This window comes from Dyadobacter crusticola DSM 16708 (assembly GCF_000701505.1).
In the GTDB taxonomy this organism is placed as follows: Bacteria; Bacteroidota; Bacteroidia; order Cytophagales; family Spirosomataceae; genus Dyadobacter; species Dyadobacter crusticola.
In genome coordinates this window covers 1-26,022 of sequence record NZ_JNJB01000011.1, presented here as the reverse complement: position 1 = coordinate 26,022, position 26,022 = coordinate 1, and the positions used below count along the sequence as shown (strand labels likewise).

The following is a 26,022-nucleotide window of genomic DNA, read 5'->3' as shown; positions in this document are numbered from 1 at the left end:
ACCCATATTTACTTTGATACACCAACTATCCCGGAAGCAGATTCAAAACCGTTTCGAGCGACATTCCTCTTGACCCTTTGATGAGAATGTATGTATTTTCCTGCGGATTGTCCATTACCCAGTTGTGCAGCGAGAATTTATCAGGAAAGTAGTAGGCTTTGGGCAATGCAGGCAATGCGTGTTGCATTAATGTGCCTGCGAGTATCACGATATCGAATTGCTCAGCGGCGATTTGCTTGCCCAGCGCCAGGTGCTCCTCAGGTGCCGCGTCGCCCAGCTCGAACATATCTCCCAGTATCAGCATTTTGCGCGGCGCATCCAGTCTGGCAAAGTTGGCAACAGCGGCTGACATTGATGACGGATTCGCATTGTAAGCATCCATAATCACTGTATTCGATCCCTTTTTTACAAACTGCGAGCGATTGTTATCTGGCTGGTAAGTAGCAACTGCTTCGAGCGCATCCGCGTCGGATACACCGAAATGCTTGCCAATCGCCAGAGCGGCGCAGATATTATCAAAGTTGTAGGTTCCTGGCAAATGCGTCGTTACCGTTTTACCTCCTGACTCGAAAACGACGACAGGGTTTTCAGAGATAAGCTTCGGGTTAACCGGGCTGTTTTCTGAACAATAAAAAACAATTTCGCCAAATGCACGGCGCTTGCTCACCATTTCCATGATCACGTCAATGTTCGAATTCACGAAAACGGTACCCTTCTTTTTGGAAAGAAAATCAAACAGCTCACCTTTTCCTTTTTTCACACCCTCCGGTCCACCGAAACCTTCCAAATGCGCTTTTCCGATATTGGTGATCAGCCCGTGCGTCGGCTGCGCGATCGTGCATAGCAATGCAATTTCCTCCTGGTGGTTAGCGCCCATTTCAATCACCGCCATCTCCTGTTTTGCGGGATCAATGGAGAGTATCGTCAGCGGTACGCCGATGTGATTATTCAGGTTGCCTGCGGTTGCATACGTGTTGAATTTCATCGCTAACACTTTCGCAATCAGCTCCTTTGTTGTTGTTTTTCCATTAGAGCCGGTAAGTGCGACTACCGGGAATCCGAACGTTTTCCGGTGATGCCGCGCCAGGTCCTGCAATGCAGCGAGTACATTTTCAACCAACAGAAAACGCTGGTCTGCCGCTACATTTGCATCATCTACCACTGCGAAAGCAGCGCCCTTTTGCAGCGCCTCGGCTGCGTATTGGTTACCGTCAAATTTATCCCCCTTCAATGCGAAGAAAATACAACCATTCGTGATCTTGCGTGTGTCTGTACAAATGGATGCGCCTTTTTTGAAGTGCTGATAGAGGGTTTCGGTGGATGTAAACATGGAAATAGCTGTTCGTTATAAAGTTATCAGGCCTTATTTCGTTAGGTTTGAAGAGCAGAAACGCAGGCCGGCGCGGTGTCCGCGGACACTTGCAAAACTAATAGATTATTCCTCAACGATGCGAACCATTTATACCTCCTTATATCTTCTGATATTTTCTTTTCTGACAGCTGGCGCAGCTTTTTCGCAGCAGGTCTGGTTCAAAATGGATACTGTTACCAGCGTGACTTCCAAAGGAGTTAAAATGCTCAATCCCTGGGCAGGCGGACTGAATGCATCCCAATTCCTGAAAATGCATTTGAACAACGATTCAGACGAAGATCTGGTCGTATTCGATCGCACCAACAGCAAAGTGACCACATTTGTAGCCGGGGTTGATCCGGCCAATTCTTCCAAAAAAGCCTTTATTCACGCACCTTACTACGAAACGCTCTTCCCGCAGGCCGATAACTGGATGATACTCGCCGACTATAATGGCGACGGGAACAAAGATCTTTTTGCAAGTACCTCGCTAGGGATCAGTGTTTATCAGCAGATCAAAACGGCGGGCTCGTGGACCTGGAAGCTGATGCAGCCCGTGATCTTTACCAAAGGTTTTTCAGGAAATATCAATTTGCAGGTTTCCGGCACGGATATTCCGGGCATCACCGATATTGACGGCGACGGCGACCTGGATCTGCTCACTTTTGACTTCTCAGGTACATATATCGAATTACATCAAAACCTCAGCGTCGAGAAATTTGGTGTTCCGGATAGCTTAGGCAATGCAGCAAGTCCCGTTTTTCAGCGCAATGGCGATTGTTGGGGCAACTTCCGGAAAGGCAATGGGGAAGGTTTTGAATTTGATGTGGACTGTGGCGTGGTTACTAACCCTGGCGGCCGCGAAATGCATGCAGGGAATTCCATTCTGCTGCAGGATTTGAATGGCGACGGAAAAAAGGATTTGCTGGTGGGTCACATAAGCAATGAACATATCTCGCTGCTTACCAACTCGGCTGCCGGCCTGATCGCCGATTTTACAACTTACTCCAATATTTATCCAACCAAAGATCCGGTGCTGCTGCACATATTTCCCGCTGCATTTTATGAAGACGTGGATTTCGACGGTGTACCCGATCTGCTGATCGCGCCGAGCCTGCCGTCAAATGATCTCAATCTGACTGATTTCAAATCGTCAGGTTGGTTTTACCACAATGCAGGTACCGCTTCAAAACCCGATTTCCAGCTGATACAAAAGAATTTCCTGCAAAATCAGATGCTGGATGTAGGTGAAAATGCAGTGCCCGCATTCTTCGATATCGATGGTGATGGCGACCTTGATATGCTGGTTGGCACAGGAGGCGTACCCCGAAGCAATGGTTTTCGCGGCGGATTCTGGCTGCTCACCAACACAGGTACCGCAGCGACGCCCCGCTTCGAGGTTACTTCCGAGAACTACCTGAACCTGCCGGCTTCGCTCGGACTGTTTAACCTCAAACCACAATGGGCCGATTTCAATGGCGACGGTGTCGCAGACCTTGGTTTTTCCGGGGTGTCACTCAGCACGCTCAAATTGGAGTACAGGTACATTCCAAACAAAGCGGCGGCCGGCGTCCCGGCGCAGCTGAATGTAGCCGAGGCAGTTATTATCGCACTGCCAGCAGAGCTGATCAGCAGCGATTCCCCTCATTTTTACGATACTGACGGCGACGGCGACCTTGATCTGCTTGTGGGAAGAGGCCAGGGAAATATTTATCATTATAGCAATACTGCTAACAACAAACAATTCGCATTTAAGCTCGAAAGCGACGCGCTGGCCGGTGTAGGGATCAATTTTGCAGGCCGATCGCCCCAGCTGGCTGTTGCTGACTTCGATCTCGATGGTCTGCCAGACCTCGCAACCGCCGATCACACCGGTAACCTTCGGATTTTCCACGGTGCCGGATTTGGTAAATGGACAGGGCGTGAAAGTCAGCTGATCTCGGTAAACGGAAAGGCCGATGCGCCCAATTTCGGGAACTACCTGTCCATCGCCGCCGCCGACCTCAATGGTGACCGCAAGCCTGATCTCGCGATCGGGAACAATGCGGGAGGGGTTCGTTTGCTTACCAATGTTTTGCAAGTTGAAATTACGGGTACGGAGCCCGGGATCAGCCCGATCCGCGTTTTCCCGAATCCCGCAGCCGACTTTTTGAAAGTAGCATCATCAGAACCCGGTACCTTTGATATCATCACCGTGGGAGGAAAAAAGATCTTGCAGAACCAGCGGGTCAATGCAAATGCGGAGCGGACAATTTCCACCGCCAGCTGGGCTCCGGGCTTGTATTTGGTTGAATGGAAAGGCGGTAACAGGCGATTTGTAAAAAAGGTGATTGTAGAGTAGATACCCGTCAGGAGGCTCTTACATGATAAAATCCTAAACTCATGCAAGCTCTTCTTGGCGTTATTTTCCACTTTATCGGTGGTTTTGCTTCCGGCAGTTTCTATATTCCTTACAAACAAGTCAAAGGCTGGGCCTGGGAATCGTATTGGATCGTAGGGGGATTATTCTCCTGGATGATCGTCCCGCCGCTTGCAGCTTACCTGACCATTCCGGGCTTTTCAGAAATCATCGCGCATACTGATAGTGGTACCCTGCTGATCACCTACATTTTTGGGTTGCTATGGGGGGTAGGGGGGCTCACCTACGGCTTAGGCGTACGCTACTTAGGCGTATCCCTGGGTAGCTCTATCATCCTGGGGCTAACTTCCGTTTTCGGTGCATTGATCCCGTCCATTTATTATCAATTTGAACCAAAAGCCGGCAAAGACAGCATTTCAGATTTGTTCACAAATACATGGGGGCAAATGGTCCTGCTCGGGCTGCTGATTTCCATTATCGGTATTATCATCTGCGGGAAAGCCGGCAGTATGAAAGACAAAGACCTGACCAGGAACGGTTTCGTTCCCGATGATAAGTCCGAGTTCAAGATTGGTCTGGGACTGACGGTTTCCATCATTTCCGGGGTACTCAGTGCCTGCTTTGCATTCGGGATCGATGCGGGCAAAGTAATGGCGGAAGAAGCCAATAACATCTGGAAAGCCGCTAACCCAGGGGAGGGAGAGTTTTTATTTCAAAATAACGTAACCTACATTATCATTCTCTGGGGCGGGCTTACTACCAATTTCATCTGGTGTATGTTTTTGAATGCACGCAACAGAACCTTCGGTGATTATACCAATTCATCCACGCCGCTGGTTAGAAACTACATTTTCTCCGCGCTGGCAGGTACTACCTGGTTTATGCAGTTCTTCTTCTATGGAATGGGTGAAAGCAAGCTGGGTAACGGGCCGAGCTCGTGGATACTGCACATGGCGTTCATTATCCTCATTGCCAATACCTGGGGGCTTATCCTGAAAGAATGGAAGGGAGTAAGCAAGAGAACCATTACGACTGTCATTACCGGTATCCTTGTGATTGTGCTTTCAGTATTGGTGGTGGGTTACGGTAACTACTTACGGGAATAGTTTTAGGTATTGACCAAATCGGAGAAATATTTAAACAAAAGCATGATAGCGCAGGATAGTTAAGGCGGCATCTGTATTGATATTTACATACTGATTACAAGAATTACTTGGATGTATTGAAGTAGAATGTTTATCAATGATTTCTGTCCCTGATTCCCGTGGAGCATTCAGAGAATTTACCCGACGCCTACCTGGTCACACGTTGGCAGCAGTTTTGTGCTGGTGATAAAAGTGCATTTGGAGAAATAACAGAGCTGAATTATGCTCCGTTGTACCATTACGGCACCCGCTTTACCCCGGACCGAGATATGATCAAGGACTGTCTGCAGGACCTTTTTCTTTCGATCTGGGAGAAACGGGAATCGCTGGCTGAAATCGCTGCAATCAAACCCTATCTGTTTCAGTCGCTGCGCAACAACCTTGTACGCAGGTGCAGGCGCCAGTCTGTATTTTCTGAAATAGGCGGGAACGAACCCTTTGATGACATTTCACCTGAATCTGACTGGATCATCAACGAAACTGACCACCTCACCAGCACCAGGCTCCGGCAGGCGATCGACTCACTCCCGAAAAGGCAGCGCGAGGCATTGTACCTGAGATACTACGAGAACCTTTCTTACGAAGAAATCGCTGTTATAATGCGCTTGCAGCGCCAGGCTGTGGCTAATTACCTGCAATATGGAATTCAGAAATTGCGTGAATACTGGCACCACGCCGCTGTTTTCCTGGCTATTCTCTCCGAAATCAATTGGTATTGATAAATTCCTAGAAAATATTTGAGAGTTCATGGGTACTATTTGCTGGCGCGATACTCATCGTATTAAAGCAAATAACTTTTCAAGAAATCCATGAATAGCTATAAAGACTTCGAGGTCAAAGACTGGGTGGAGGATCTGCAATTCCGGCGCTGGGTCTACCAGGGCGAATCCGACCTTTTTTTTCGAAGTTACATTCAAAACAATCCTTCGCAGCTCCCCGCAATGGAGCAGGCAAGGGAAATCCTGTTGTCGGTACGCGGCGAGCTGGACGTTATTACTGAAACCGAAGTCAAATCCCGGGTATCCGAGATCCTCGACGCCATTCCCCCGGCCGCCCCGCAGCCGTTTTTCTGGTGGAAAGCCAACTGGCTGAAAATCGCTGCCATTTTAGTCCTCGCCTTTGGCATTGGTTTGAGCTTGTACCGCAGGCCCGGCGCTCTGAATGACCTTGCATTCACTTTTGCAAAAGTGCAGCCGCCCAAAAAGGCCAGGAGCATGCAGGTGACCAATCACACGGGCAACATACGGCTGGTAACACTGCCCGACGGCAGCTCGGTTATCCTGAAACCCAACGCACGCATTACTTACCCGGAGCAGTTTGACAAGAACAAAAGGGAAGTGAGCATGGCAGGTGAAGCGTTTTTTGAGGTTGTTAAAAATCCGGCACAGCCTTTCATTGTTTTTGCAGGCTCAATGGTAACCAAAGTAAAAGGTACCAGTTTCAGTATCCGCGCCAACGATGGAGACGATGAAGTGAAACTGGTGGTAAAATCCGGTTTGGTGGAAGTATCGGCAATGGAAAATGATCACGAAGCTGCCGGTCAGCCGCGATCGCGCAAACTGATCCTGAAACCAAACGAGCAGGTGACATTCAACCAAAAGAACAATGTAATGACAGCAAAACTGGTCGAAAAGCCTGTTTTACTAGACCTACCTGTTGAAAAGCAGGATTTTGAATTCAAGCGCACTCCGCTCGCCGAGGTATTTACCATGATGGAAAAAACCTATGGGATCATGATCCGCTTCGATGCCGACGCTGTTTCCGAATGTACCATTACTGCAAAACTGGGAGATGAGCCTGTATCTGAAAAAATGGATATGATCTGCTCAGTGGTAAATGCCAGGTACGAGCTCAGTAACGGTGTGATTACAGTCACTTCCGAGGGCTGTGACTAGACATTCTTAACCTAAACCATCTATGAAAATACTTCTTCAATGTAATATGGTCATTTTTCTGACCATGAAGTTTACCGTCGGTCAATGTATGCTCCTGCTGCTTTTTGTAGAGATCGCGACGGCCAATAACCTACGCGCACAGGAGATTTTGAGTCAGCGTATATCCATAACAGTTAGCAATATGGATGTAGCCCAGGTGCTCGAAAAAATCGAGGGACAAACGAAGGTACGCTTCGTGTATAGTGCCGAAATAATCGGAGCCGAGCGCAAGGTAAGTTTTGACGGAACGAACCAGCGCCTCGATGCTGTACTCGAAAAATTGCTTGTCCCGCTGGGCATCGAATACAAGGTTTCCAAAAGGACCATTTTGCTCAAAAGAGCGGCGGAAAAGAAGACCTCCGAACAGCGCATTGAAAATCCGGAAAGTACACCCGCAGCAGACAGGGACGTGACGGGTACAGTCATCGACGAAAAAGGTGCAGGCATTCCCGGGGTAAGTGTGGTTGTAAAAGGTACCACGCAGGGTACTTCCACCAACATCGACGGTAAGTACCAGATCCTCGTGCCGGAAGATAATGCCGTATTGATTTTCAGTTTCGTAGGCTATATCAGTCAGGAAATTGCATTAGGCGCTGCAACTACGCTGGACGTTACGCTCAAAGTTGACGAAAAAGCATTGGAAGAAGTGGTAATTGTAGGTTTTGGAGAACAAAAGAAAGTGTCTGTCACAGGCGCGGTTTCGTCTGTGAGTTCGGAAATATTACAGCAAAGTTCATCAGCAAGCTTGGCCAATTCCTTGTCGGGGCGCTTACCGGGCCTGACCTCCATTCAATCGGGTGGGGGCCAGCCGGGACGCGATGACGCTACGATGTACCTCCGCGGCGCCGCAACAACGAATGGAAAAAGTCCATTGATATTAATCGACGGCGTGCCCAGGGATAACATCCGCACTCTGGACGCGAATGAAGTAGCTTCCGTTTCCATTCTGAAAGACGCATCTGCCACTGCAGTATTTGGGGTACGCGGCGCGAACGGAGTTATCCTGATCACTACCAAGCGCGGTACCGCCGGTAAAACCGAGCTCACGATCAATACCGAGCAAAGTTTTTCGTCATTTACCCGTGAGCCCGAGCGCCTGCATTCGCTTGAATATATGGCGCTGCGGAACGAAGCTTCCAGAAACGACGGGATCACGCCGCTGCCGTTTACCCGGGAACAAATGGACAAATACGCCAATCCGATCGCCGGCCTCGACCCGAACGATCCTGAGTACGCGCAAAAAGCAATGGTCAGAAGATATATTTACCCCGACCACGATTACTACCGCGAGTACATTTCAAGGTACGCGCCGCAAACACGCGTGAATATGAATGTAACAGGAGGTACCGACAAGGTTTCGTATTTTGTAAATGGCGCATATCTGCACCAGGGCGGTAACCTCAATGTAGAGCCGAAGTCTGTATTGGGCTATGATCCTTCCTCTAAAATGGACAGGTACAGCTTTCGCGCCAATCTGGATTACAAAGTGACCAACTCGCTCAAAGCGTTCTTAAACATAGGCACTTACATTGAGCAGGTGAATATGCCGGCGGCCTGGCTTTATGGGAATGATACCAACTGGATGATGCGCGACCTGCTTTACCAGGCACAAACGATCTTGCCCATTACTCCCGGGCCAACTACCATTGACGGTTTCGGCGTTGCACCGGGCCAGATAGTAGATCCCGGTTATATGGACCGGTCGGCATTTGAGATTATGAACAGAATGGGCTACCGCAATGAAATACGCTCGAATCTGAATGCATCCTACGGAATGGAATGGGATCTGGGAAATACGGTCACCAAAGGTCTGAGCATCAGAGGTATGATTTCCTACGATTCAAAATCGACAACTGCAATGCAGGGCGACAAGTCGGAAAGGCTTTACCTGGCCGAAGTGAACCCGGCTACGGACGTGCTTACTTATGCTGTTAAAAGGTCAGACGAAAAGTTGCTGTCGCTTGGCAAAGGCGCCGATTCCCGCTATAACATCAATATGCAGGGTTCCATTAACTATCAGCGGCTGTTTGGCGGGAAACACGATATTGGCGGGATGTTCCTCGCGCAGCGCGATACCTGGGAAACCCCGGCCGGCGAAATCCCCTACAATGTACTTGGCGTGGCTGCGCGGGCTACTTATGGTTTTGATGAAAGATATCTGGCCGAAGTAAATATGGGATACAATGGATCGGAGCAATTTGCGCCTGGTCACCGGTTTGGTTTCTTTCCGGCAGTGTCTGTGGGCTGGGTTTTGAGTAATGAGAACTTTTTGAAAAACAACAGATATGTGACCAACCTGAAATTCCGGGCTTCTTATGGAAAAGTGGGCAATGACATTCTGGGCGCGTCCCGCGAAACAAGCCCGCGGTTTTTGTACCAAAGCAATATCACCATGAGCGGTGGCGGTCCGCTGGGAAGTTTGGGGCTAGGTCAGCAGATCAATATGGGTTTGTTGGGAAATCCGAATATCACCTGGGAAGTAGCAGCTAAACAAAACTATGGGATCGATTTCCAGCTTTTGAGAGACCTGAGCCTCACTTTCGACTACTTCAGGGAAAAACGCAGCAATATCCTTATCAACAGGGGTACCGTTCCCGAATTTCAGGGCGTGCCGCTGGGCAATATCCCCAAAGTGAATATGGGGTTGGTGGATAACAAAGGTTACGAGATCGAGCTGACGTACAATAAGGCTTTTTCCAAAGATTTCAACATCATGATTTCCGGAAACTATGGGTACAACCATAATACCGTCAAGTTCATGGACGAATCGATACGCGATGAGAGCTATGTTCACCGGTACCGGCAGGCAGGATACTCTTTGAATCAATCGTGGGGTTATAAAATTGATTACAGCAATGGAAACGGCTTTTTTAATTCCAAAGAGGAGCTCGATTCCTATCTCGCCAAAACCAGGTACGGATTCGGCGAGCCGAGGGTAGGGGATTTCAAATACATTGACCTGAATGGCGACGGTACCATCGACGACAAAGACCAGGCGCCAATTGGTTACTCCACCATTCCGCGCGTTAACTACGGCCTGTCGCTTACAGTCAATTACAAGGGATTCGATTTTACTACCTTTTTTCAGGGTGTTGGAAAATACACGATGAACTACGCGCAGCAGGGTGTATATGAATACATTATCCGGGGTACCTATTTCGATTACCACAAATCTGCCTGGACTCCTGAACGCTACGCTAACGGAGACAAGATCACTTACCCTGCATTGAGCACACATAGCACGACAAACCATACCGCCAATGATTTCTTCATCATGGACAGATCTTTTACCCGCCTCAAAAACCTGACGCTCGGCTACACATTGCCTTCGGGATCTTTGAAAGCCATTGGTATCAGCAAGTTCCGGGTATATGTAAGTGCACAGAATTATTTCACGTGGGACAAGCTCAGGATGAACCACCTCGACCCGGAAAACGACGATTCGCTCGGGTACCCGGTAACCAAAATGGCGAACCTCGGTCTTAACGTCACCTTTTAATCAGAGAGATCAATGAAAAAGATATATCGTTTTTCAATGCTTGTTTTTGTCTTGCTGACTTCCTGCAAAGGTGTGCTGGATATGGCGCCGGACGGAAAGCTGGCCATGGATGAAATTTTTGCAGATAATGATAAAGTAGGTGCTTTTTTAAATACCTGCTACGCCAATATGCCCGTAAAAGGAACCCGCTATTTCTTCTGGAGTCGCGGCCCCGTTAATTGGAGTGACGAGTCCTGGGATACCGACGCAGAAGCCGAATCGTGGATTATGTCTGGGAGAATGTACAATGGAGATGCGTCCGCAGGCAGTCACCCGGTAACGAACATCAGCGCCGACGGTGGGAATGGAGAGTACTGGGCAAGATACTGGGCTGCGATCCGGAATTGTACCGTATTCATCAGCCGCATTGACGAAGCTACTGTACGCGTACCGACCGATCGGGCGCGATGGAAAGCGGAGGCGCATTTGCTGCGAGCTTACTACTATTCGGAACTGCTCAAATGGTTTGGCCCCGTGCTGCCGATCGAAAGAGAGCCTTACGAATTTTCCCAGGATTTTTCCACCGTGGAAAAGGCGAGCTATTACGATGTGGTCAAATTCATTATCGAAGACTGCGATGTGGCATTGAATACGGCCGAGCTTCCGTGGCGGGTTACCACAGCCAGCGAAGGCGGTCGCGTGCACAAAGGTTTAGCCGAAGCGATCAAGTCCAAAATGATCCTTTTTGCAGCCAGTCCGCTCAATAATGCAGGCCAAAATCTTTGGCCGGAGGCTTACCAGATCAACAAAACTTCGCTGGAAAACTTGAAAGCAAATGGATACCAGCTGTACAATCAGGTTAATTTTCCGCAGACCTACCTTTCTGAAACGGCTTTCCTTGGCCCGAACAAAAATGTAAACACCGCCATTTATAACGAATATTTCACCCAGACCATGAACTACTCGGCTGCGTCGGTGGATCGTGAAACCATTTACCAGAGCCGCGAAAACCAGGGTAACATCTGGAATATCGACGGGATTGGCTCGCAGGATGGTTATAAGTCGGGAACTTGTCCTACGCAGGAGCTGGTGGATGCTTATGAAACGATCGACGGTCAGCCTATCCTCGACCTGGATAGGCCGTACCTCGACGAGCAGCATTTACAGCCTAACTACAATGCAGCTAACAAGCTCTACAATCCAAACGATCCTTACGCCAACCGCGACCCGCGTTTTTACGCTTCCATTTATTACAATGGATCAAAGCGCAAAGCAATGTGGAATTTTGCGGAAGCACCGGAGTCAGTGGAAAACTACCCGGCACCGATTGGCAACCGCACCCGCATTATTGCTACTTACGCCGGTGAGCCGCAGACCGGCATTCACCCGACCATGCGCCGGGCAACACGTACAGGGTATTATGAGCGCAAGTTTTTACACCCCAATTCAGGCAACGACAATCCGATCGCTGGTGCCAACTGGAAGCTTTTCAGGCTGGGCGAGGTGATACTCAATTTTGCGGAAGCAGCGGCCGAAGCAGGCCAGCTTGCGGACGCAGTGAAAGCTGTAAATGAAATTCGGACGCGGGCGGGAATGCCCAATTTGCCTGCCGGTCTTTCCAAAGATGCATTAATTAAACGCGTGCGCGCCGAGCGTCGGGTAGAGCTGGCGATGGAAGAAAACCGGTATTTCGATGTGCGCCGGTGGTCACTGCCGACGGAGGATCTTTCCAAAACCGACCGCTGGATTACCGCAATGGAAATCACCCGGAATGCAAACGGCACTTTCAGCTACAAGCGGCGGAATGTGCGCGGGACGGAGAGAAAGAATTACACAAACAAGTTCCTGTGGGTGCCTATGCCTTTGAACGAGGCAAACAGACTAAGGTCTATCACAGGGGCAAACTGGCAGAGTCCGGGTTGGTAATCAATGTAGTTTTCAACGATTTATACGATCATTTTTTATGATAACATATATAAAATCCGGTATTCTGTCGCTTGCAGCCTTTGTGATCCTGTCTGCATTCGGCACGACCGCTTTGGCGCAGGAGTCGACAGAAACGATCAACGGGCTTGTGCTCGATGAGTTTGGTAAGCCGCTTTCGGGTGTTGTGATCAATTCTGAAAACGGGAAAAACGGTACTTCTACGAATAGTAAGGGAGAATTCGCGATGAGCATCGACGACGGCAGTTCGGCCATTGTTTTTTCATTATATGGTTACAAAAACCAGAAGATCAATGTAGCCGACAAGCAGGAAATCGAAGTTAAGCTGCAATGGGATGCGCACAGGAAAGACGAGATAATCCAGCTGGGTTATACGTCACAGTTCAGGAATGATATTTCGGGCTCAGTAGCAACTGTAAAAGGAGAGGAGCTGGAAAAAGCGCCGGTCGCTAACCTGACGCAAACACTTGCCGGCCGCCTGCCTGGGCTTACTACGCAAGAAACCTTTTCGGAACTGTCGCGCGCAACTACCAACCTGTATATCCGCGGGCTTGCTGCGGCGCGGGATGGCGGGCCGCTGGTGATCATCGACGGGATTATCTGCGCTTACAACAGCAACCAGACTTTGGATTACATTACTGCCAACGAAATTGAGACTGTTACCATTTTAAAAGATGCTTCTACCCAGGCACTTTATGGAATTCAGGGTGCGAATGGGCTGCTGGTAATCACTACGAAAAGAGGGAAAAAGGGTCCGTTGCAGATCAAAACCCGGTTTGACCAATCTGTGCAGCAGGTAACCACAACCCCGCCGTTTTACAATTCGGCCGATTATGCCACCATGCGCAACCAGGCTGCATTAAATGATGGATTGGGGCCTAATTACCTGTTCAGCCAGCAGCAGATCGAAGGTTACCGGACAGGCTCAGATCCCGCTCTTTACCCAAATAACAATTGGTATAAACGCTTTATCAAAGACTTCGCCAACATGCAGCGGGCGAGTGTGAACGTGACAGGAGGAAACGACAAAGTGCAGTTTTTTTCCAACATCAACTTCATGCACCAGGGCGGCTATTTCAAAACAGACCAGGCGCGCTACAATCCGAATGCAAACAATATCTGGGTGAACTACCGCTCGAATGTGGATATGAACCTGAACCGTTACCTGAAAGCATTTGTGCGGCTGAGCGGGAATGTAAAGCGGGAGCGTACGCCAGGCGCAGGCAATGCAGATGTGTATTCCAGCATTTTTCGCATTCCTCCGACAGTTTACGGTCCGGTGACCCAGCCGGTAGTGGATGGATCGGGCGAAGTAACTGATCCCGGTGGAAAAGTGATCACGACCGAACGTGTGGAATCGCCTACCTATGGAATGCTCAACCGGACCGGCTACGTGCGGCATACCGTTACCAACATTACTTCGCAGTTTGGCCTTGACCTCGATATGGGTTTTCTGACAAAAGGTTTGAACCTGACCGGCAGGCTGGCTTACCAGACCAACTCCGTGGGAAGTTTGAGTACCAAGCAGGATTATGAGCGCTGGGTGCAGACGAGCGATTCTTCGGGTACCGGATTCATCAAAAAAGGTGCGCAGAACAACACGCCGCTGGCTTACTCAAAGTCGCATTCTTACTATTACCACCTGACCTACAATGTAGCGATGAACTATCAGCGTGACTTTGGTCGGCACCGGGTGGGCGCAATGGCGTATATGTTTTACCAAAACCTGACAAGAGCTGAAAACGACTCAGCGCGGATGCTGCCTTATAACAGGGTTAGCTCAGGTTTTGAGGTGAATTATGGGTTTGATAACCGGTATCTGCTGAAACTCGACCTCGGCTATTCAGGATCAGAGCAATATGCGAGAACTGCGCGATATACCACAACACCGGCAATTTCGGCAGCCTGGGTTATTTCGAATGAGGCATTCTTAAAAGAAAATGCATTTCTCACTTACCTGAAACTGCGCGCTTCTTACGGGAAGACTGCCAATGATGAAAGCGGGCTCGCGCGGTATGCATACCTGGATAATGTAACTGTGACAGGCGGCGGGCCGATCGGCTCACTGCAATACGAGGTCAAAGAAGGCCAGGTAGGTAATCCGAACATTGCCGCTGAAATCTCCAGGAAGCAGAACTTCGGGATCGATCTGGGCTTTTTGAATGCAGTAAACCTTTCGGTGGATGTTTTTCATGAGAAAATGGATAATATGATCGTCAGCGCATTGTCTACAATTCCGCTTTACCAGGGCGTGCAGCTCGTTAACTATCCCAAGCTCAATGCAGGTAGTTTTGAAAACAAGGGGGTTGATTTAACGCTCGGGATTAACAAAGCGCTGAGCCGCGACTTTTCGGTATTCGGAAATTTGATGGTGAGCTATGCCAAAAACAAAATCATCAACCAGAATGAAGCCCTCAAAACGGAGGATTATGCTTACCGTAAATGGCAGGAAGGCTATTCTTACGGTCAGAAGTTTGGATACCTCATCGACCGCAGCAATGGAAACGGATACTTTAATTCGCAGGTGGAGATCGACCAAAGCGGACTTACCTACGGGTTTGGTACCCCTCGCCCCGGCGACCTGAAATACCGCGACCTGAATGGAGATTCGAAAATTGATGAGCGCGACAAAGCGCCTATCGGAACAGGCATGCTGCCGAGCACGATTTATTCTCTGTCAGCCGGGTTTACTTACAAAAACCTGGATCTGAGTTTCCTTTTTCAGGGCGTAGGCAAATACGCGACGGTTGAAACAGGGAGTCTGACGGGTATCTGGGAAACGGAGTACGACGGCGTATTCGGATCACTCCACCGCAATGCGTGGACACCCGAGCGCTATGCGAATGGAGAAGGAATAACAGCTCCCGCGCTCTCGCTGGCGAAGAGCGTCAATCACGAAACCAGTGACTACTATCTCGACAACCGCTCTTATCTGCGCCTGAAAAATGTAGAGATCGGCTATACGCTTCCTACGTCCATATCTCGGTACATTCTGGCTGAGAAAATCAGGATATTGGTCAGCGGGCAAAACCTGATTACCTGGGATAAAATGCGGTCGAAAGATTACGGCCCTGAGGGCGGCGGTTTTGCCGGCTTTCCCGTTTACCGCGTGTTCAATGCAGGTATCAGTGTCATTTTCTAACTCTCCCATTTTACAAAAATGAAAAAATATAAGATACTTCTCCTGACACTTGCGGTTACCTGCATATTGATTTCCTGCAACGAAAAGCTGGACTTACCCAGCGACGGCCGCATTACCATGGACCAGGTTTTCAGCGACTATAATCGTACACGCGGTTACCTGAATTCCTGCTATGGGTTTGTTCCAAAACCTTACATGGACCGCGCTTCCTTTACCGACGAAGCGCAGGACGCAGACGATATTACGCCCGGATCGAAATACATTGTCTGGTACGGCGGCAATGTGACTTCACTTACTTATGCCCAGAACTCTGCGGATGGAAGTCCGTGGGGGAAACTGTACGAAGGGATCAGGAAATGCAATGTTTTTATTGAGAATATTATAACGGCAACGGTTTACGCGAGTGAAGGCGAGAAGAATTCCTGGATCGCGCAGGCGCATACTTTGCGTGCATTGTATTACCTCCAATTAATCAAACGCTACGGCGGCGTACCAATCTTCGACAAGCCGCTCGCGATTGACCACGATTTTTCACAGGATAAACGTGCCAGCTTTTCGGAGGTAGTAACCTTTATTCTGGCTGATTGTGACAAAGCACTTTCGTATCCTGCTACCCGCGAGGGATTGCCCTGGGATGTTTTTGACAATCAATATGGGATCATGACGCGGGCGGTTGCTTATGCTGTGAAGTCACAGGCTGTTACTTATGCAGCCAGTCCGCTTTGGAGTGATGGTACGTACAACTGGCAAACAGCCGCCGCAATTACAGCGGAAGCACTGGGAGAATGCCTGGCAAACGGCTATCAGCTTTTTAACCAAAAACCAACCGCCGATATCGCTCAAAACAGCTACGCGCTTTATTTTTTCACCAGTTCGAATGACCAGCGCGCTACCGATAAAGAAACCATCTATCATGCCGGAGATGCTATGCAGGTTTGGCGGTATGCAGGCATGCCGACCAATCCTGGCATGGAAAGAACAGGTCCCTGCCCCACACAGGAAATGGTAGACAGCTACGAAATGGCCAATGGGGAAGCACCGATAACAGGGTATTCCGATGCTAATCGTACCACGCCGGTTGTTAATGCAACCTCGGGCTACAAGGAAACGGATCCTTATGTGGGACGCGATCCCCGCTTCTATGCTTCCATTTACTACAATGGCGCTGTCAGGAACCTGGATCAGCCTGCCGGCAAGAAGGTCGAAACTTTCGTGGGCGGGGCTGAGGAGATTTCTGATATCAACCGGAAACATACTCGTACGGGCTACTATCTCAGGAAGTTCAACAATTTCAGGTCTGGGCAGAACAATGATGCGGACGGGGCGATCAGGCTGTTCAGGTTAGCTGAGCTGTATCTCAACTTCGCGGAGGCTGCGTACCAGTCGGCCGGGCCGGACGTGGCTGTTAAGGTGGGCACACAAACCATGTCGGCGAGGCAGGCTGTAAATGCGGTGCGGGCGCGGGCAGGAATGCCGGGCTTTCCGGCGGCGATGACGAAAGATGCTTTTGAGAAAAAATACAGAAACGAAAGGCGGGTAGAGCTGGCATTCGAAGAGCACCGCTTTTTTGATGTGCGCCGCTGGAAGATCCTGGATCAGACCGACCGTTTTGTAACAGGAATGCGGATCACAAAAAGCGGTACCAATCTCGTTTATCGCCGATTTAAGTTTACCAACCGCAATGCATTTTCAGATAAGTATCTGCTGTACCCGATCGATCAGGCCGAAGTCGACAAAATCATTGGGTTATCCGGCGCAGACTGGCAGAATCCCGGCTGGCTTGATTAGATCTTAGATCATACATATCCTAAATCCTTAATTAATGCTAAAACGAATTTTCACACTATTGAGCCTGACCGCGACCGCTAGTTTTGCACAGCCGCTGGCAGGTACCGATGACCTCGGCAGGACAATCCCGCAAAACAATGTCGTAGGGAATCCCAAGAGTAACCGGCAGGTAGGTATGTTCTATTTTCTGTGGCACGATGTGGCACCTGCGCGGCATTGGGATTTGCATGAAATTGTTTCTAAAAATCCGGCAGTACTGGAAGATTTTGACCATCCTGACTGGGGCGGCGATCCGAAGAATGGCGTGGGAATGTACTATTGGGGCCAGCCGATCTACGGTTACTACAAAGCGGATGATTACTGGGTGCACCTGCGGAGCATTCAGCTGCTGACTGACGCGGGAGTCGACTTTCTGGTTATTGATGCAACCAACCGGCTTACCTATGCAAAGCAGGCCGATGTATTGATGAAAGCAATGGACGCGGTGCGCGCACAAGGCCGGAAGGCGCCGAAGATTGTTTTTTATACCAATACACAATCCGGCGAAACGATGCAGGAAGCCTATGATATGTTTTACAAAGAAGGCGCACCTTACCGCCACCCCGATTGCTGGTACATGCTCGATGGTAAACCTTTGATCATTGGGATCAGTAAAGAAGCAGAAGGCAGCAACTATAAATCGTTTTTTACTTTTCGCGAATCGCAGTGGCCGACAGAGGCGCAGAAGACAAATGGCTGGCCATGGATCTCTTTTACCAGACCTCAAAAAGTACATTATAATACGAAAGGCGAAGGAGAGATCATCAATGTATCGGTGGCGCAGCATCCCAATCCGACTGCCGGAATGGGCGGCTCGGCATTTTACGGTAACAAGGATAACTGGGGCAGAAGCTATCGGAATGGTTCGCCCGGCGATCCTAAAAAGGACATTGCCTTTGGTTACAATGTGCAGGAGCAATGGGATTTCGCGATCAAGCAGAATACGCCGTTTGTATATGTTACCGGCTGGAATGAATGGATCGCGGGTAAGTTTCCCAGCCACGACAAAAATCCGGAGCATTCGTGGTTTTGCGATCAGGCGAACCCGGAGTACAGCCGGGACATTGAGCCTTCACTCACGGCAGGTTTGAAAGACCATTATTATATGCAGCTCGTCGCCAATGTGCGCAGGTACAAGGGTGTGGAGGTGAATCCGGTGTTAGGACCGGCAGTTTCGGTTGCAGGTTTCGATGATTGGAAAAATGTCACGACGGTTTATAAAGACTATACAGGAGATACCCAGGCGCGCAATCATCCCGGCGCGCAGACTGAGCCGGCAGTAACTTACGTAAACAAGACCGGCCGCAATGATTTCGATGAAATGAAAGTGGCGCGCGACAGCAAAAACCTGTATTTCTATGTGAAAACAGCGGCTGAGATCACGCCCAACTCAGGCGATAACTGGATGCGCCTCTACCTTGATATAGACCGGAAAGCGGCGACCGGCTGGAAAGGGTACGATTTCCGCATTGTCTCGGGAAATACTTTGCAGCAATATAAATCAGGTAACTGGCACGACGTACGCAAAGTGACTTACCAGGTGGCAGGTAACGAGCTGATGGTGACTATTCCTAAATCCTATTTAACAAATTTGAAAACGCCGCTGAATATGGAGTTTAAGTGGAGCGACAACATGCAGGAAGATGGAAATCCGCTCGACTGGTATGTGAATGGCGACGTAGCTCCGGGCGGAAGGTTCAGTTTTATCGCAAACGAATAGGTTTTTGTCACCTTCAGCGCATTAACGCTTTGTCACCCTGAGCGCAGTCGAAGGGCCCTTCAACTGTGCTCAGGGTGACAAAAATTTACAAACAATCTTTTGAAAAATGAAAATGAAATTTCCAATAATATTTTTACTCCTTGTCTCACCTGCACTCGCACAGAACTACAGCCCGCTGGTTACTGCCACCGACGCAGTCGGCCGCAGGTTGCCTTCGCATCAAGAAGCCGGTGATTTGAAAAAGGACAAGTTTGTCGGGTTATTCTATTGGACCTGGCATACGCAACAGGCGAAGAATAATCCTGCATTGAATGTAACCGAATACCTTTCCCGCAATCCCAAGGCAATCCACGATTACAACGATCCGATCTGGCCGAAGCGGAAGAGCCCATGGTTTTGGGCAGAGCCGCTGTTTGGATATTACATTGATACCGACGAGTGGCTGCTGCGCAAACATGCCGAAATGCTGGCCGATGCGGGTGTGGATATGATCATTTTTGATTGTACCAATGGGAACCTGACCTGGAAAGAATCTTACATGAAGCTTTGCGAGGTATTTACGCAAGCCAGAAAAGACGGCGTCAAAACACCTCAGATTTGCTTTATGCTGCCTTTCTGGACAACTGACGGCGGGAAAGAGATCATCAGGGAGATTTACACAGATCTTTACAAACCGGGAAAGTACAAGGATCTGTGGTTTATGTGGAAAGGAAGACCATTCATTATGGCTTCGCCTGAATTTACCGAAACCATCAAAGGGAAAGCTGCTGAACCTGCATTGGAAAAGGAAATGCGCAACTTTTTTACATTCCGGCCGGGTCAGCCGGTTTACAACAAAGGTCCTGAAAAAGAAGATCACTGGGGCTGGATGGAAATATTCCCGCAGCACGGTTTCAGGAAAAATGCAGACGGGACTTTCGAGCAGGCTACGGTGGGCGTGGCGCAAAACTGGACGAAAGCGCGGGGACTGACCGCATTGAATGCAACCGGTTCATTTAGCAGAAGCTACACTTCAAAGGGGCATATTACCACGCCAGGCGCCGTGAATTATGGCTTTAATTTCCAGGAACAATTTGACAGGGCACTTGAAATCAATCCTGAGCTGGTTTTTATCACTGGCTGGAATGAATGGATTGCCGGCCGCTACGATGTGTGGCAGGAGCAGACCAATGCATTTCCCGACGAATTTGACCAGGAAGGCAGTCGCGACATTGAGCCAATGAAAGGCGGGCACGGGGATAATTATTATTATCAAATGGCTGCAAACATCCGCAAGTTTAAGGGGTTACCCACGCGGGAGCGTACTTCGCCTGCGACTACCATTGCGATCGACGGAAAATTCACGGAATGGGAGCAGGTGACTCCGGCATTCAATGCGCACAAGGGTAATACGATTCACCGGAACAGTCCGGGCTGGGGGAGTTTGGTGTACACGAACAATACCGGTCGGAATGATATTGTGCTTTCAAAAGTAGCTCGTGATCAGGATTTTGTGTATTTCTATGTAGAAACCGCGCAGTCTCTTTCGCCAAAAACAGATCCGGGCTGGATGCGACTTTTCATCAATACTGATAAGGATAAGAACACAGGATGGGAGGGATATGATGTTGTTATCAACCGCATTAATCCTGATCAAAAAGCAATTGTTGAGAAAACCGACGCTGCCTGGAACTGGACAAAAGCAGGTGAAGCTGAGTTCTTTGTTAATAAAAATAAAATGGAGATCAAAGTGCCAAAATCAATGCTCGGAATCACTGGCGAGCCTGATTTTGAATTCAAATGGAGTGACAATATGCAGGAGCAGGGAGATATCATGGATTTCTGGGTTAATGGAGACGTGGCACCTGCGGGAAGAGCTAATTATGTCTATCAGCCATAGTACTTTACCCCCAACCCCCTAGGAGGGGGCTTATATGTGAGATGCAAAGCGCCCTCCTCGGGGGTTAGGGGTATTGGGGCCACAGAGCATTGACCCAAAAGATTCTTCACCCTAACAGGAATATAAACGAGGCATTTCGTACTTATAACATCACATTGAAAAATGACCGGACGCTTACAGGCCTTTACGGAGAACAGAAGGCGATACAATGGTATTTGCCGATCAGTTCAGGAACATAATCCCGGAAAGGATTTTTATGCATTACTGGATTATTTGCTGAGTGTGAAATAGTGCAGGTCCTTCGACAGCCCGGTACGCTCAGGTTGACAAAAAAGGTAAATAGTGAGATTTTTGAAATATAAATAAGATAGCAATGCATCATAAAATGAAATTCCTCTGCCTCTTGGCCGCTTTAATGCCCTGCTTTGTCCAGGCGCAGACCAAGGCTAAGAAAGGTAGCGATATCACATTCAAGAAAACAGAACTAACCAAACGGTTTATCTCCGAAGGGGCTGCAATGGGTGATGTGAATAAGGATGGAAAGAAGGATGTGCTGGCCGGCGCATATTGGTTTGAGGCGCCTTCGTGGAAAGCACATGAAATTATGAAGCCCGATACTTTTCAGGTAAATGGCGGGTATAGCAATTCATTCCTGGACTATGCGATGGACGTTAACCAGGACGGATGGATTGACCTCGTGCGCATAGACTGGCCGGGGAAAGCTGCATACTGGCACGAAAATCCGAAAGGGAAAACGGGACACTGGCCGGCGCATTTGATCCATTCATCGGTTGGAAATGAATCGCCGATGATGGTGGATATAGACGGTGACGGCAGGCTGGATCTGCTTTGCAATGATCCTACTGCCAAGAAAGTGATCTGGCTGAAATCTCCTGCGAAAAAGGGTGATGTTGCCTGGGAAAAGTATGTGATCAGCAACGATCCCGATAATTCAACCCACATGTACACGCATGGAATCGGGTATGGGGATATCAATGGCGATGGAAAGAAAGATGTGCTTGTAAAAGCGGGCTGGTGGGAAGGTCCGGCGGAAGGGCCGGTCAAACATGGGAAAGAGGAAGACTGGAAATTCCATCCCGCCGACCTGGGTAAAGATTGCTCACAAATGTATGTAATGGATTTAAATGGGGACGGGTTGAATGACGTTCTGAGCGCGTCTGCCCACGATTATGGTGTATGGTGGCACGAGCAGCAGAAAGATGCACAAGGCAATGTAATCTGGCGTCACCACACGATTGACGATTCGTTTTCGCAGACGCACGGTTTGGAAATGAAGGATATCAATGGCGACGGTGATATGGATTTTATTACGGGCAAAAGGTATTTTGCGCATCACGGAAACGATCCGGGTGAATTCGAGCCGGCAGTCGTGTATTGGTTTGAATATAAGCCAGGTAAAACGCCAACCTGGATCAGGCACGAAGTTGATAATGATTCAGGTGTGGGGCTGCACGTTACTGTGGAGGATATTAACAATGATGGTTTATTGGATATTGTAACAGGTAATAAAAAAGGAGTGCGGGTTTTCACACAGCAAAAAGTTAAATAATCACACATGAAATTCGGGATCAACACTTACTTATTTGCGTCGCCTTTTACGAATGATGGTGTTTCCTGGTTTCCAAAGTTCAAGGAATGGGGTTTTGATTTTGTTGAAATAGCGATTGAAGATCCTGCCAATATCGATCCTTTGTTGGTAAGAAAAGCATTGGATGCTGCGGAGCTGGAATGTCGCTCCGTTTGTGCGGCTACCGGGCCAGGGCGTGATCTGAGAGGGAATAAAAAAGAGCAGCTTACCTCTTTGGAATATGTGGAACAGCTCATCGATATTGCGCCGGTACTTGGTAGTAAGCTCGTGGCGGGACCTATTTATTCCTCGGTCGGCCGCGCTGATTTATATGATGATGAAAAGAAGCTGAAACAGTGGCAAACAGCAGTTACTAACCTGCGTAGACTGACTGGATATGCAAAAGAAAAGAACGTAATGTTGGCGATTGAGCCATTGAACCGGTATGAAACGGATATGGTCAATACGTGTGAGCAGGCTTTGAAAATGATTGCGGATGTAGGAAGTGACCATTTGCTCGTGCATTTGGATTCATTTCATATGAACCTCGAAGAGAAAGATCCCGCGCTGGCGATCAGGAAAGCTGGACATAAGCTGGGTTTGCTGCATGCATCCGGAAGCGACCGTGGTACGCCAGGAGGTGACCAGATCAACTGGGACCGGATTTTTGCAGCCCTCGACCACATTCATTACCAGGGCGACATTGTCATTGAATCATTTACACCCGACGTCAAGATCATCGCGAAAGCGGCTTCCATCTGGCGGACAATCGAACCTTCTAAAGAATCCATCGCGATTGACGGTTTGCGTTTTCTGAGATCGCTCGCCTTTTGAGTTTAGTAGAGGGGAAATGCGTGACAATTCTGATTACGTTGAAGCTTTCCTATATTTGATATCATTGCAAAAAAACATCTTCCATGACAATCGACACACTTGAACAACTCGACTTCGCTAAGCAATATACTTACGCAGACTATCTTAAATGGCAGTTCAAAGAACGTCTTGAACTAATACGCGGATATATTTATAAAATGTCGCCGGCACCTTCGCGCCGGCACCAGAAAATCGTCTGGAACTTAAATGGAGCTATTTGGGCGTATTTGAAAGACCAGCCCTGTCAAGCTTACTCTGCTCCCTTTGATGTTCGTCTTCCAATTCGCGACAAAAAGAGCAACCAGGAAATTACTACGGTTTTGCAGCCCGACATCTGCGTGATCTGCGACAGTTCCAAGTTGGACGATCAGGGTTGCATTGGAGCTCCCGACCTGGTTATTGAAGTACTTTCGCCGGGCAATTCTGCGAAAGAAATGAACCAGAAATTTGATATATATGAAGAAAGTGGCGTGAAGGAGTACTGGGTTGTCTACCCTGAATACGAGCACGTGCTGATATTTACATTGTCTGAGAATGGCAAATTTGTCGGGCAGCACCCAAAAACCAGCAAAGATCTGCTCAGATCAATCATTCTGCCGGATTTGACGATTGATTTGTCCCAGGTTTTTGAAGATAAGTAATCATGTTTGAATTTAAAACAAAAAATCCCGGTCTGAAAACCGGGATTTTGCTCTTATATCAACCTGAGAAATCAAGCTGTTAATTCTTCTTCCAAACGTGAGGTGCTCAATTGTAAAACCTCTGTGGTCCAAGCCCTGGTTTTCGCAGCTAGTTCAGCATCTTTTGCAAGAGACTGACCGTATGACGGAATCATTTTCTTGAATTCCGTCTCCCATTCCGTGGATTTTGCTTCCGGGAAACAGCGGTTAATCAAGTCAAGCATAATAGAGACTGATGTGGAAGCACCCGGAGACGCGCCCAGCAATGCTGCAAGAGAACCATCAGCAGCAGTTACCATTTCTGTCCCAAATTCGAGCACACCGCCTTCTTTCTCGTCTTTCTTGATCACCTGAACGCGTTGGCCGGCTTTCAGCAGATCCCAGTCTTCCAGCTTTGCGTCAGGCAGATAGTCTTTCAGCGCCTCAACGCGATCCTCAGGAGACTGACGAACCTGGTCAATCAGATATTTTGTGAGCGGAATATTGTGTATCCCTGCTGCCAGCATTGGCTTTATATTGTTAAGCTTAATAGATAGCGGCAGATCCAGGTACGAGCCGTTTTTCAGGAATTTAGTTGAAAAACCCGCGTATGGTCCAAAAAGTAATGCCTTTTTCCCGTCAATCATTCTGGTATCCAGGTGAGGGACAGACATTGGGGGCGATCCTACCGAAGCTTTTCCGTATACTTTTGCCTGGTGTTTTTCTATGATTTCAGGTTTGTTGCAGACGAGCCACTGTCCGCTTACAGGGAATCCGCCGAATCCTTTTCCTTCCGGAATGCGGGACTTTTCAAGCAATGGGAGAGAGCCTCCGCCAGCTCCGATGAATACGAATTTCGCCTGCACATTGCGGGACTTACGTGTGTCACGGTCTTTTACTTCAATACTCCACGAACGGTCACGGTTGCGTGTAAGATCGTCGACTTCATGGTTCAGGTACAGATTCACACCCTCCTGTTTTTCCAGGTAGTTGAACATCGAGCGGGTAAGTGTACCAAAGTTCACGTCGGTTCCAAGTTGCATGCGGGTAGCCGCAACTTTCTCGTCCGGCCGGCGGCCTTTCATCACCAACGGGATCCAGGACCTGATTTCCTCCTGGTTCTCCGAATATTCCATTCCATGAAAAAGGTGATGGCTTGTCAGTGCCTCGTACCGCTTTTGCAGATAATCTACATTTTCCTCACCCCAGACAAAGCTCATGTGTGGAATATTATAGATAAATGTGGCAGGCGGGTCAATGATCCCGTTTTCCACCAGGTAAGCCCAAAACTCTTTGGACACTTCAAAGGACTCCGCAATTTTCACTGCTTTTTTGGTCTCGATAGAACCATCCGGTAACTGAGGTGTGTAGTTGAGCTCGCAAAATGCCGAGTGTCCGGTACCGGCATTGTTCCATGCATCGGAACTTTCAGCAGTAACACGATCAAGCCGTTCGAATATGGAAATAGTAGTAGCAGGATTTAACTTTTTGAGCAATACGCCCAGGGTTGCGCTCATGATCCCCGCACCAATCAAAACCACGTCAGGAGAGCTCGTTTTTGAAGACTTTTTGGTATTCATAACGAAAAAAGTAAGATATGTTTAGCGGGATGCAAACCCGGAAAAGTACAAAGTGCAGTTAGATAACAATTTAGCTAATGCCTTTCGTTTCGAAAATAGTATAATTCCAAAAAATAAATTTAAGGCGGGTTGCAAGTTCTTGTCTGGGGGCAATTAAAACTTATTAAGTTGCAAAAAGGCTGTAAGGAGAAGGCATAAAAAAAGAGGCTGTCTCAAATGAGGCAGTCTTTTTTCATTTTAGAGGTTTGGGTAATTTTTCTGGATTGATTATCTTTAGTTATAAGCAAACCAAAGAAAAATGGGTCGCCGACAGCCTAATTTCAAGCCTTATCACCAGCATCAGTTGATGCTGCTTCCTCCAAGTTTAGAAGATCTTGTCCCCAAAGGGCACGTTGTCCGGGTGGTCAACGATGTGATCAATAAGATCAATTTAGAGCCGCTCAATGCCGCCTACTACCTGACCGGTCCGGCAAGTTACCATCCCCAGATGCTGTTAAAAGTGCTCGTATTTGGCTATATGAGCAATATTTATTCAAGTAGAAA

At 48.5% G+C, this 26,022-nt stretch carries 16 protein-coding genes; 14 read left to right on the top strand and 2 right to left on the bottom strand.

Going from position 1 to position 26,022, the window contains the following annotated elements:
• Positions 1–25: 25 nt before the first annotated feature.
• The gene (locus Q369_RS0114790) at positions 26–1,330 is read right to left on the bottom strand and encodes a UDP-N-acetylmuramoyl-tripeptide--D-alanyl-D-alanine ligase (protein WP_031528576.1); all 1,305 of its coding nucleotides are present in this window, start codon (positions 1,328–1,330) and stop codon (positions 26–28) included.
• A gap of 118 nt (positions 1,331–1,448) precedes the next feature.
• Between Q369_RS0114790 and Q369_RS0114785 the strand changes: the two genes are divergently transcribed.
• The 13 genes from Q369_RS0114785 to Q369_RS0114725 all read left to right on the top strand — a co-directional run bounded on the left by Q369_RS0114785 (position 1,449) and on the right by Q369_RS0114725 (position 23,881).
• Positions 1,449–3,692, top strand: a complete 2,244-nt coding sequence (locus Q369_RS0114785; RefSeq protein WP_035333540.1) for a T9SS type A sorting domain-containing protein — start codon at positions 1,449–1,451, stop codon at positions 3,690–3,692.
• A 41-nt stretch (positions 3,693–3,733) separates the two neighbouring features.
• A complete protein-coding gene (gene rhaT, locus Q369_RS0114780; protein ID WP_031528574.1) occupies positions 3,734–4,816 on the top strand; it encodes an L-rhamnose/proton symporter RhaT in 1,083 nt (360 codons plus the stop codon).
• Positions 4,817–4,974: 158 nt separating this feature from the next.
• On the top strand, positions 4,975–5,574 hold the full coding sequence (locus Q369_RS0114775; RefSeq protein WP_051664073.1) for an RNA polymerase sigma factor: 600 nt from the start codon (positions 4,975–4,977) through the stop codon (positions 5,572–5,574).
• Between the two features lie 90 nt (positions 5,575–5,664).
• Positions 5,665–6,750: a FecR family protein gene (locus Q369_RS0114770; protein ID WP_031528572.1), complete on the top strand. Its 1,086-nt coding sequence runs from the start codon at positions 5,665–5,667 to the stop codon at positions 6,748–6,750.
• Positions 6,751–6,772: 22 nt separating this feature from the next.
• Entirely contained in the window at positions 6,773–10,288 is a 3,516-nt protein-coding gene (locus Q369_RS0114765; protein WP_205624320.1) for a TonB-dependent receptor, read from the top strand.
• 12 nt (positions 10,289–10,300) lie between these two features.
• Entirely contained in the window at positions 10,301–12,193 is a 1,893-nt protein-coding gene (locus Q369_RS0114760) for a RagB/SusD family nutrient uptake outer membrane protein (RefSeq protein WP_031528570.1), read from the top strand.
• Positions 12,194–12,230: 37 nt separating this feature from the next.
• Positions 12,231–15,353 (top strand): SusC/RagA family TonB-linked outer membrane protein, encoded by a 3,123-nt coding sequence (locus tag Q369_RS0114755; RefSeq protein ID WP_051664072.1) that lies wholly within the window; start codon positions 12,231–12,233, stop codon positions 15,351–15,353.
• Positions 15,354–15,371: 18 nt separating this feature from the next.
• Positions 15,372–17,141 (top strand): RagB/SusD family nutrient uptake outer membrane protein, encoded by a 1,770-nt coding sequence (locus Q369_RS0114750; RefSeq protein WP_031528568.1) that lies wholly within the window; start codon positions 15,372–15,374, stop codon positions 17,139–17,141.
• 34 nt (positions 17,142–17,175) lie between these two features.
• Positions 17,176–18,900 carry a hypothetical protein gene (locus Q369_RS0114745; RefSeq protein ID WP_157488191.1) on the top strand — a complete coding sequence of 575 codons (1,725 nt, stop codon included), beginning with the start codon at positions 17,176–17,178 and terminating at the stop codon, positions 18,898–18,900.
• Between the two features lie 112 nt (positions 18,901–19,012).
• On the top strand, positions 19,013–20,779 hold the full coding sequence (locus Q369_RS0114740; RefSeq protein ID WP_205624319.1) for a hypothetical protein: 1,767 nt from the start codon (positions 19,013–19,015) through the stop codon (positions 20,777–20,779).
• 385 nt (positions 20,780–21,164) lie between these two features.
• Complete coding sequence (locus Q369_RS0114735) at positions 21,165–22,349, top strand: FG-GAP repeat domain-containing protein (protein WP_031528565.1); 1,185 nt, start codon at positions 21,165–21,167, stop codon at positions 22,347–22,349.
• A gap of 6 nt (positions 22,350–22,355) precedes the next feature.
• Positions 22,356–23,201 carry a sugar phosphate isomerase/epimerase family protein gene (locus tag Q369_RS0114730; protein ID WP_031528564.1) on the top strand — a complete coding sequence of 282 codons (846 nt, stop codon included), beginning with the start codon at positions 22,356–22,358 and terminating at the stop codon, positions 23,199–23,201.
• An 83-nt stretch (positions 23,202–23,284) separates the two neighbouring features.
• Positions 23,285–23,881 carry a Uma2 family endonuclease gene (locus Q369_RS0114725; RefSeq protein WP_031528563.1) on the top strand — a complete coding sequence of 199 codons (597 nt, stop codon included), beginning with the start codon at positions 23,285–23,287 and terminating at the stop codon, positions 23,879–23,881.
• 71 nt (positions 23,882–23,952) lie between these two features.
• Here Q369_RS0114725 and Q369_RS0114720 read toward each other — a convergent pair whose 3' ends face one another.
• Entirely contained in the window at positions 23,953–25,479 is a 1,527-nt protein-coding gene (locus tag Q369_RS0114720; RefSeq protein WP_031528562.1) for a malate:quinone oxidoreductase, read from the bottom strand.
• A gap of 298 nt (positions 25,480–25,777) precedes the next feature.
• Here Q369_RS0114720 and Q369_RS27725 point away from each other — a divergent pair.
• Positions 25,778–26,022 (top strand): transposase (locus Q369_RS27725; RefSeq protein ID WP_035333503.1); only part of this gene is annotated, 245 nt, incomplete at its 3' end.

Coding starts and splice junctions, on each gene's coding strand:
- Q369_RS0114790 (WP_031528576.1), bottom strand. CDS start 1,330: ATGTTTACATCCACCGAAACCCTCTATCAGCACTTCAAAAAAGGCGCA.
- Q369_RS0114785 (WP_035333540.1), top strand. CDS start 1,449: ATGCGAACCATTTATACCTCCTTATATCTTCTGATATTTTCTTTTCTG.
- rhaT (WP_031528574.1), top strand. CDS start 3,734: ATGCAAGCTCTTCTTGGCGTTATTTTCCACTTTATCGGTGGTTTTGCT.
- Q369_RS0114770 (WP_031528572.1), top strand. CDS start 5,665: ATGAATAGCTATAAAGACTTCGAGGTCAAAGACTGGGTGGAGGATCTG.
- Q369_RS0114765 (WP_205624320.1), top strand. CDS start 6,773: ATGAAAATACTTCTTCAATGTAATATGGTCATTTTTCTGACCATGAAG.
- Q369_RS0114760 (WP_031528570.1), top strand. CDS start 10,301: ATGAAAAAGATATATCGTTTTTCAATGCTTGTTTTTGTCTTGCTGACT.
- Q369_RS0114755 (WP_051664072.1), top strand. CDS start 12,231: ATGATAACATATATAAAATCCGGTATTCTGTCGCTTGCAGCCTTTGTG.
- Q369_RS0114750 (WP_031528568.1), top strand. CDS start 15,372: ATGAAAAAATATAAGATACTTCTCCTGACACTTGCGGTTACCTGCATA.
- Q369_RS0114745 (WP_157488191.1), top strand. CDS start 17,176: ATGCTAAAACGAATTTTCACACTATTGAGCCTGACCGCGACCGCTAGT.
- Q369_RS0114740 (WP_205624319.1), top strand. CDS start 19,013: ATGAAATTTCCAATAATATTTTTACTCCTTGTCTCACCTGCACTCGCA.
- Q369_RS0114735 (WP_031528565.1), top strand. CDS start 21,165: ATGAAATTCCTCTGCCTCTTGGCCGCTTTAATGCCCTGCTTTGTCCAG.
- Q369_RS0114730 (WP_031528564.1), top strand. CDS start 22,356: ATGAAATTCGGGATCAACACTTACTTATTTGCGTCGCCTTTTACGAAT.
- Q369_RS0114725 (WP_031528563.1), top strand. CDS start 23,285: ATGACAATCGACACACTTGAACAACTCGACTTCGCTAAGCAATATACT.
- Q369_RS0114720 (WP_031528562.1), bottom strand. CDS start 25,479: ATGAATACCAAAAAGTCTTCAAAAACGAGCTCTCCTGACGTGGTTTTG.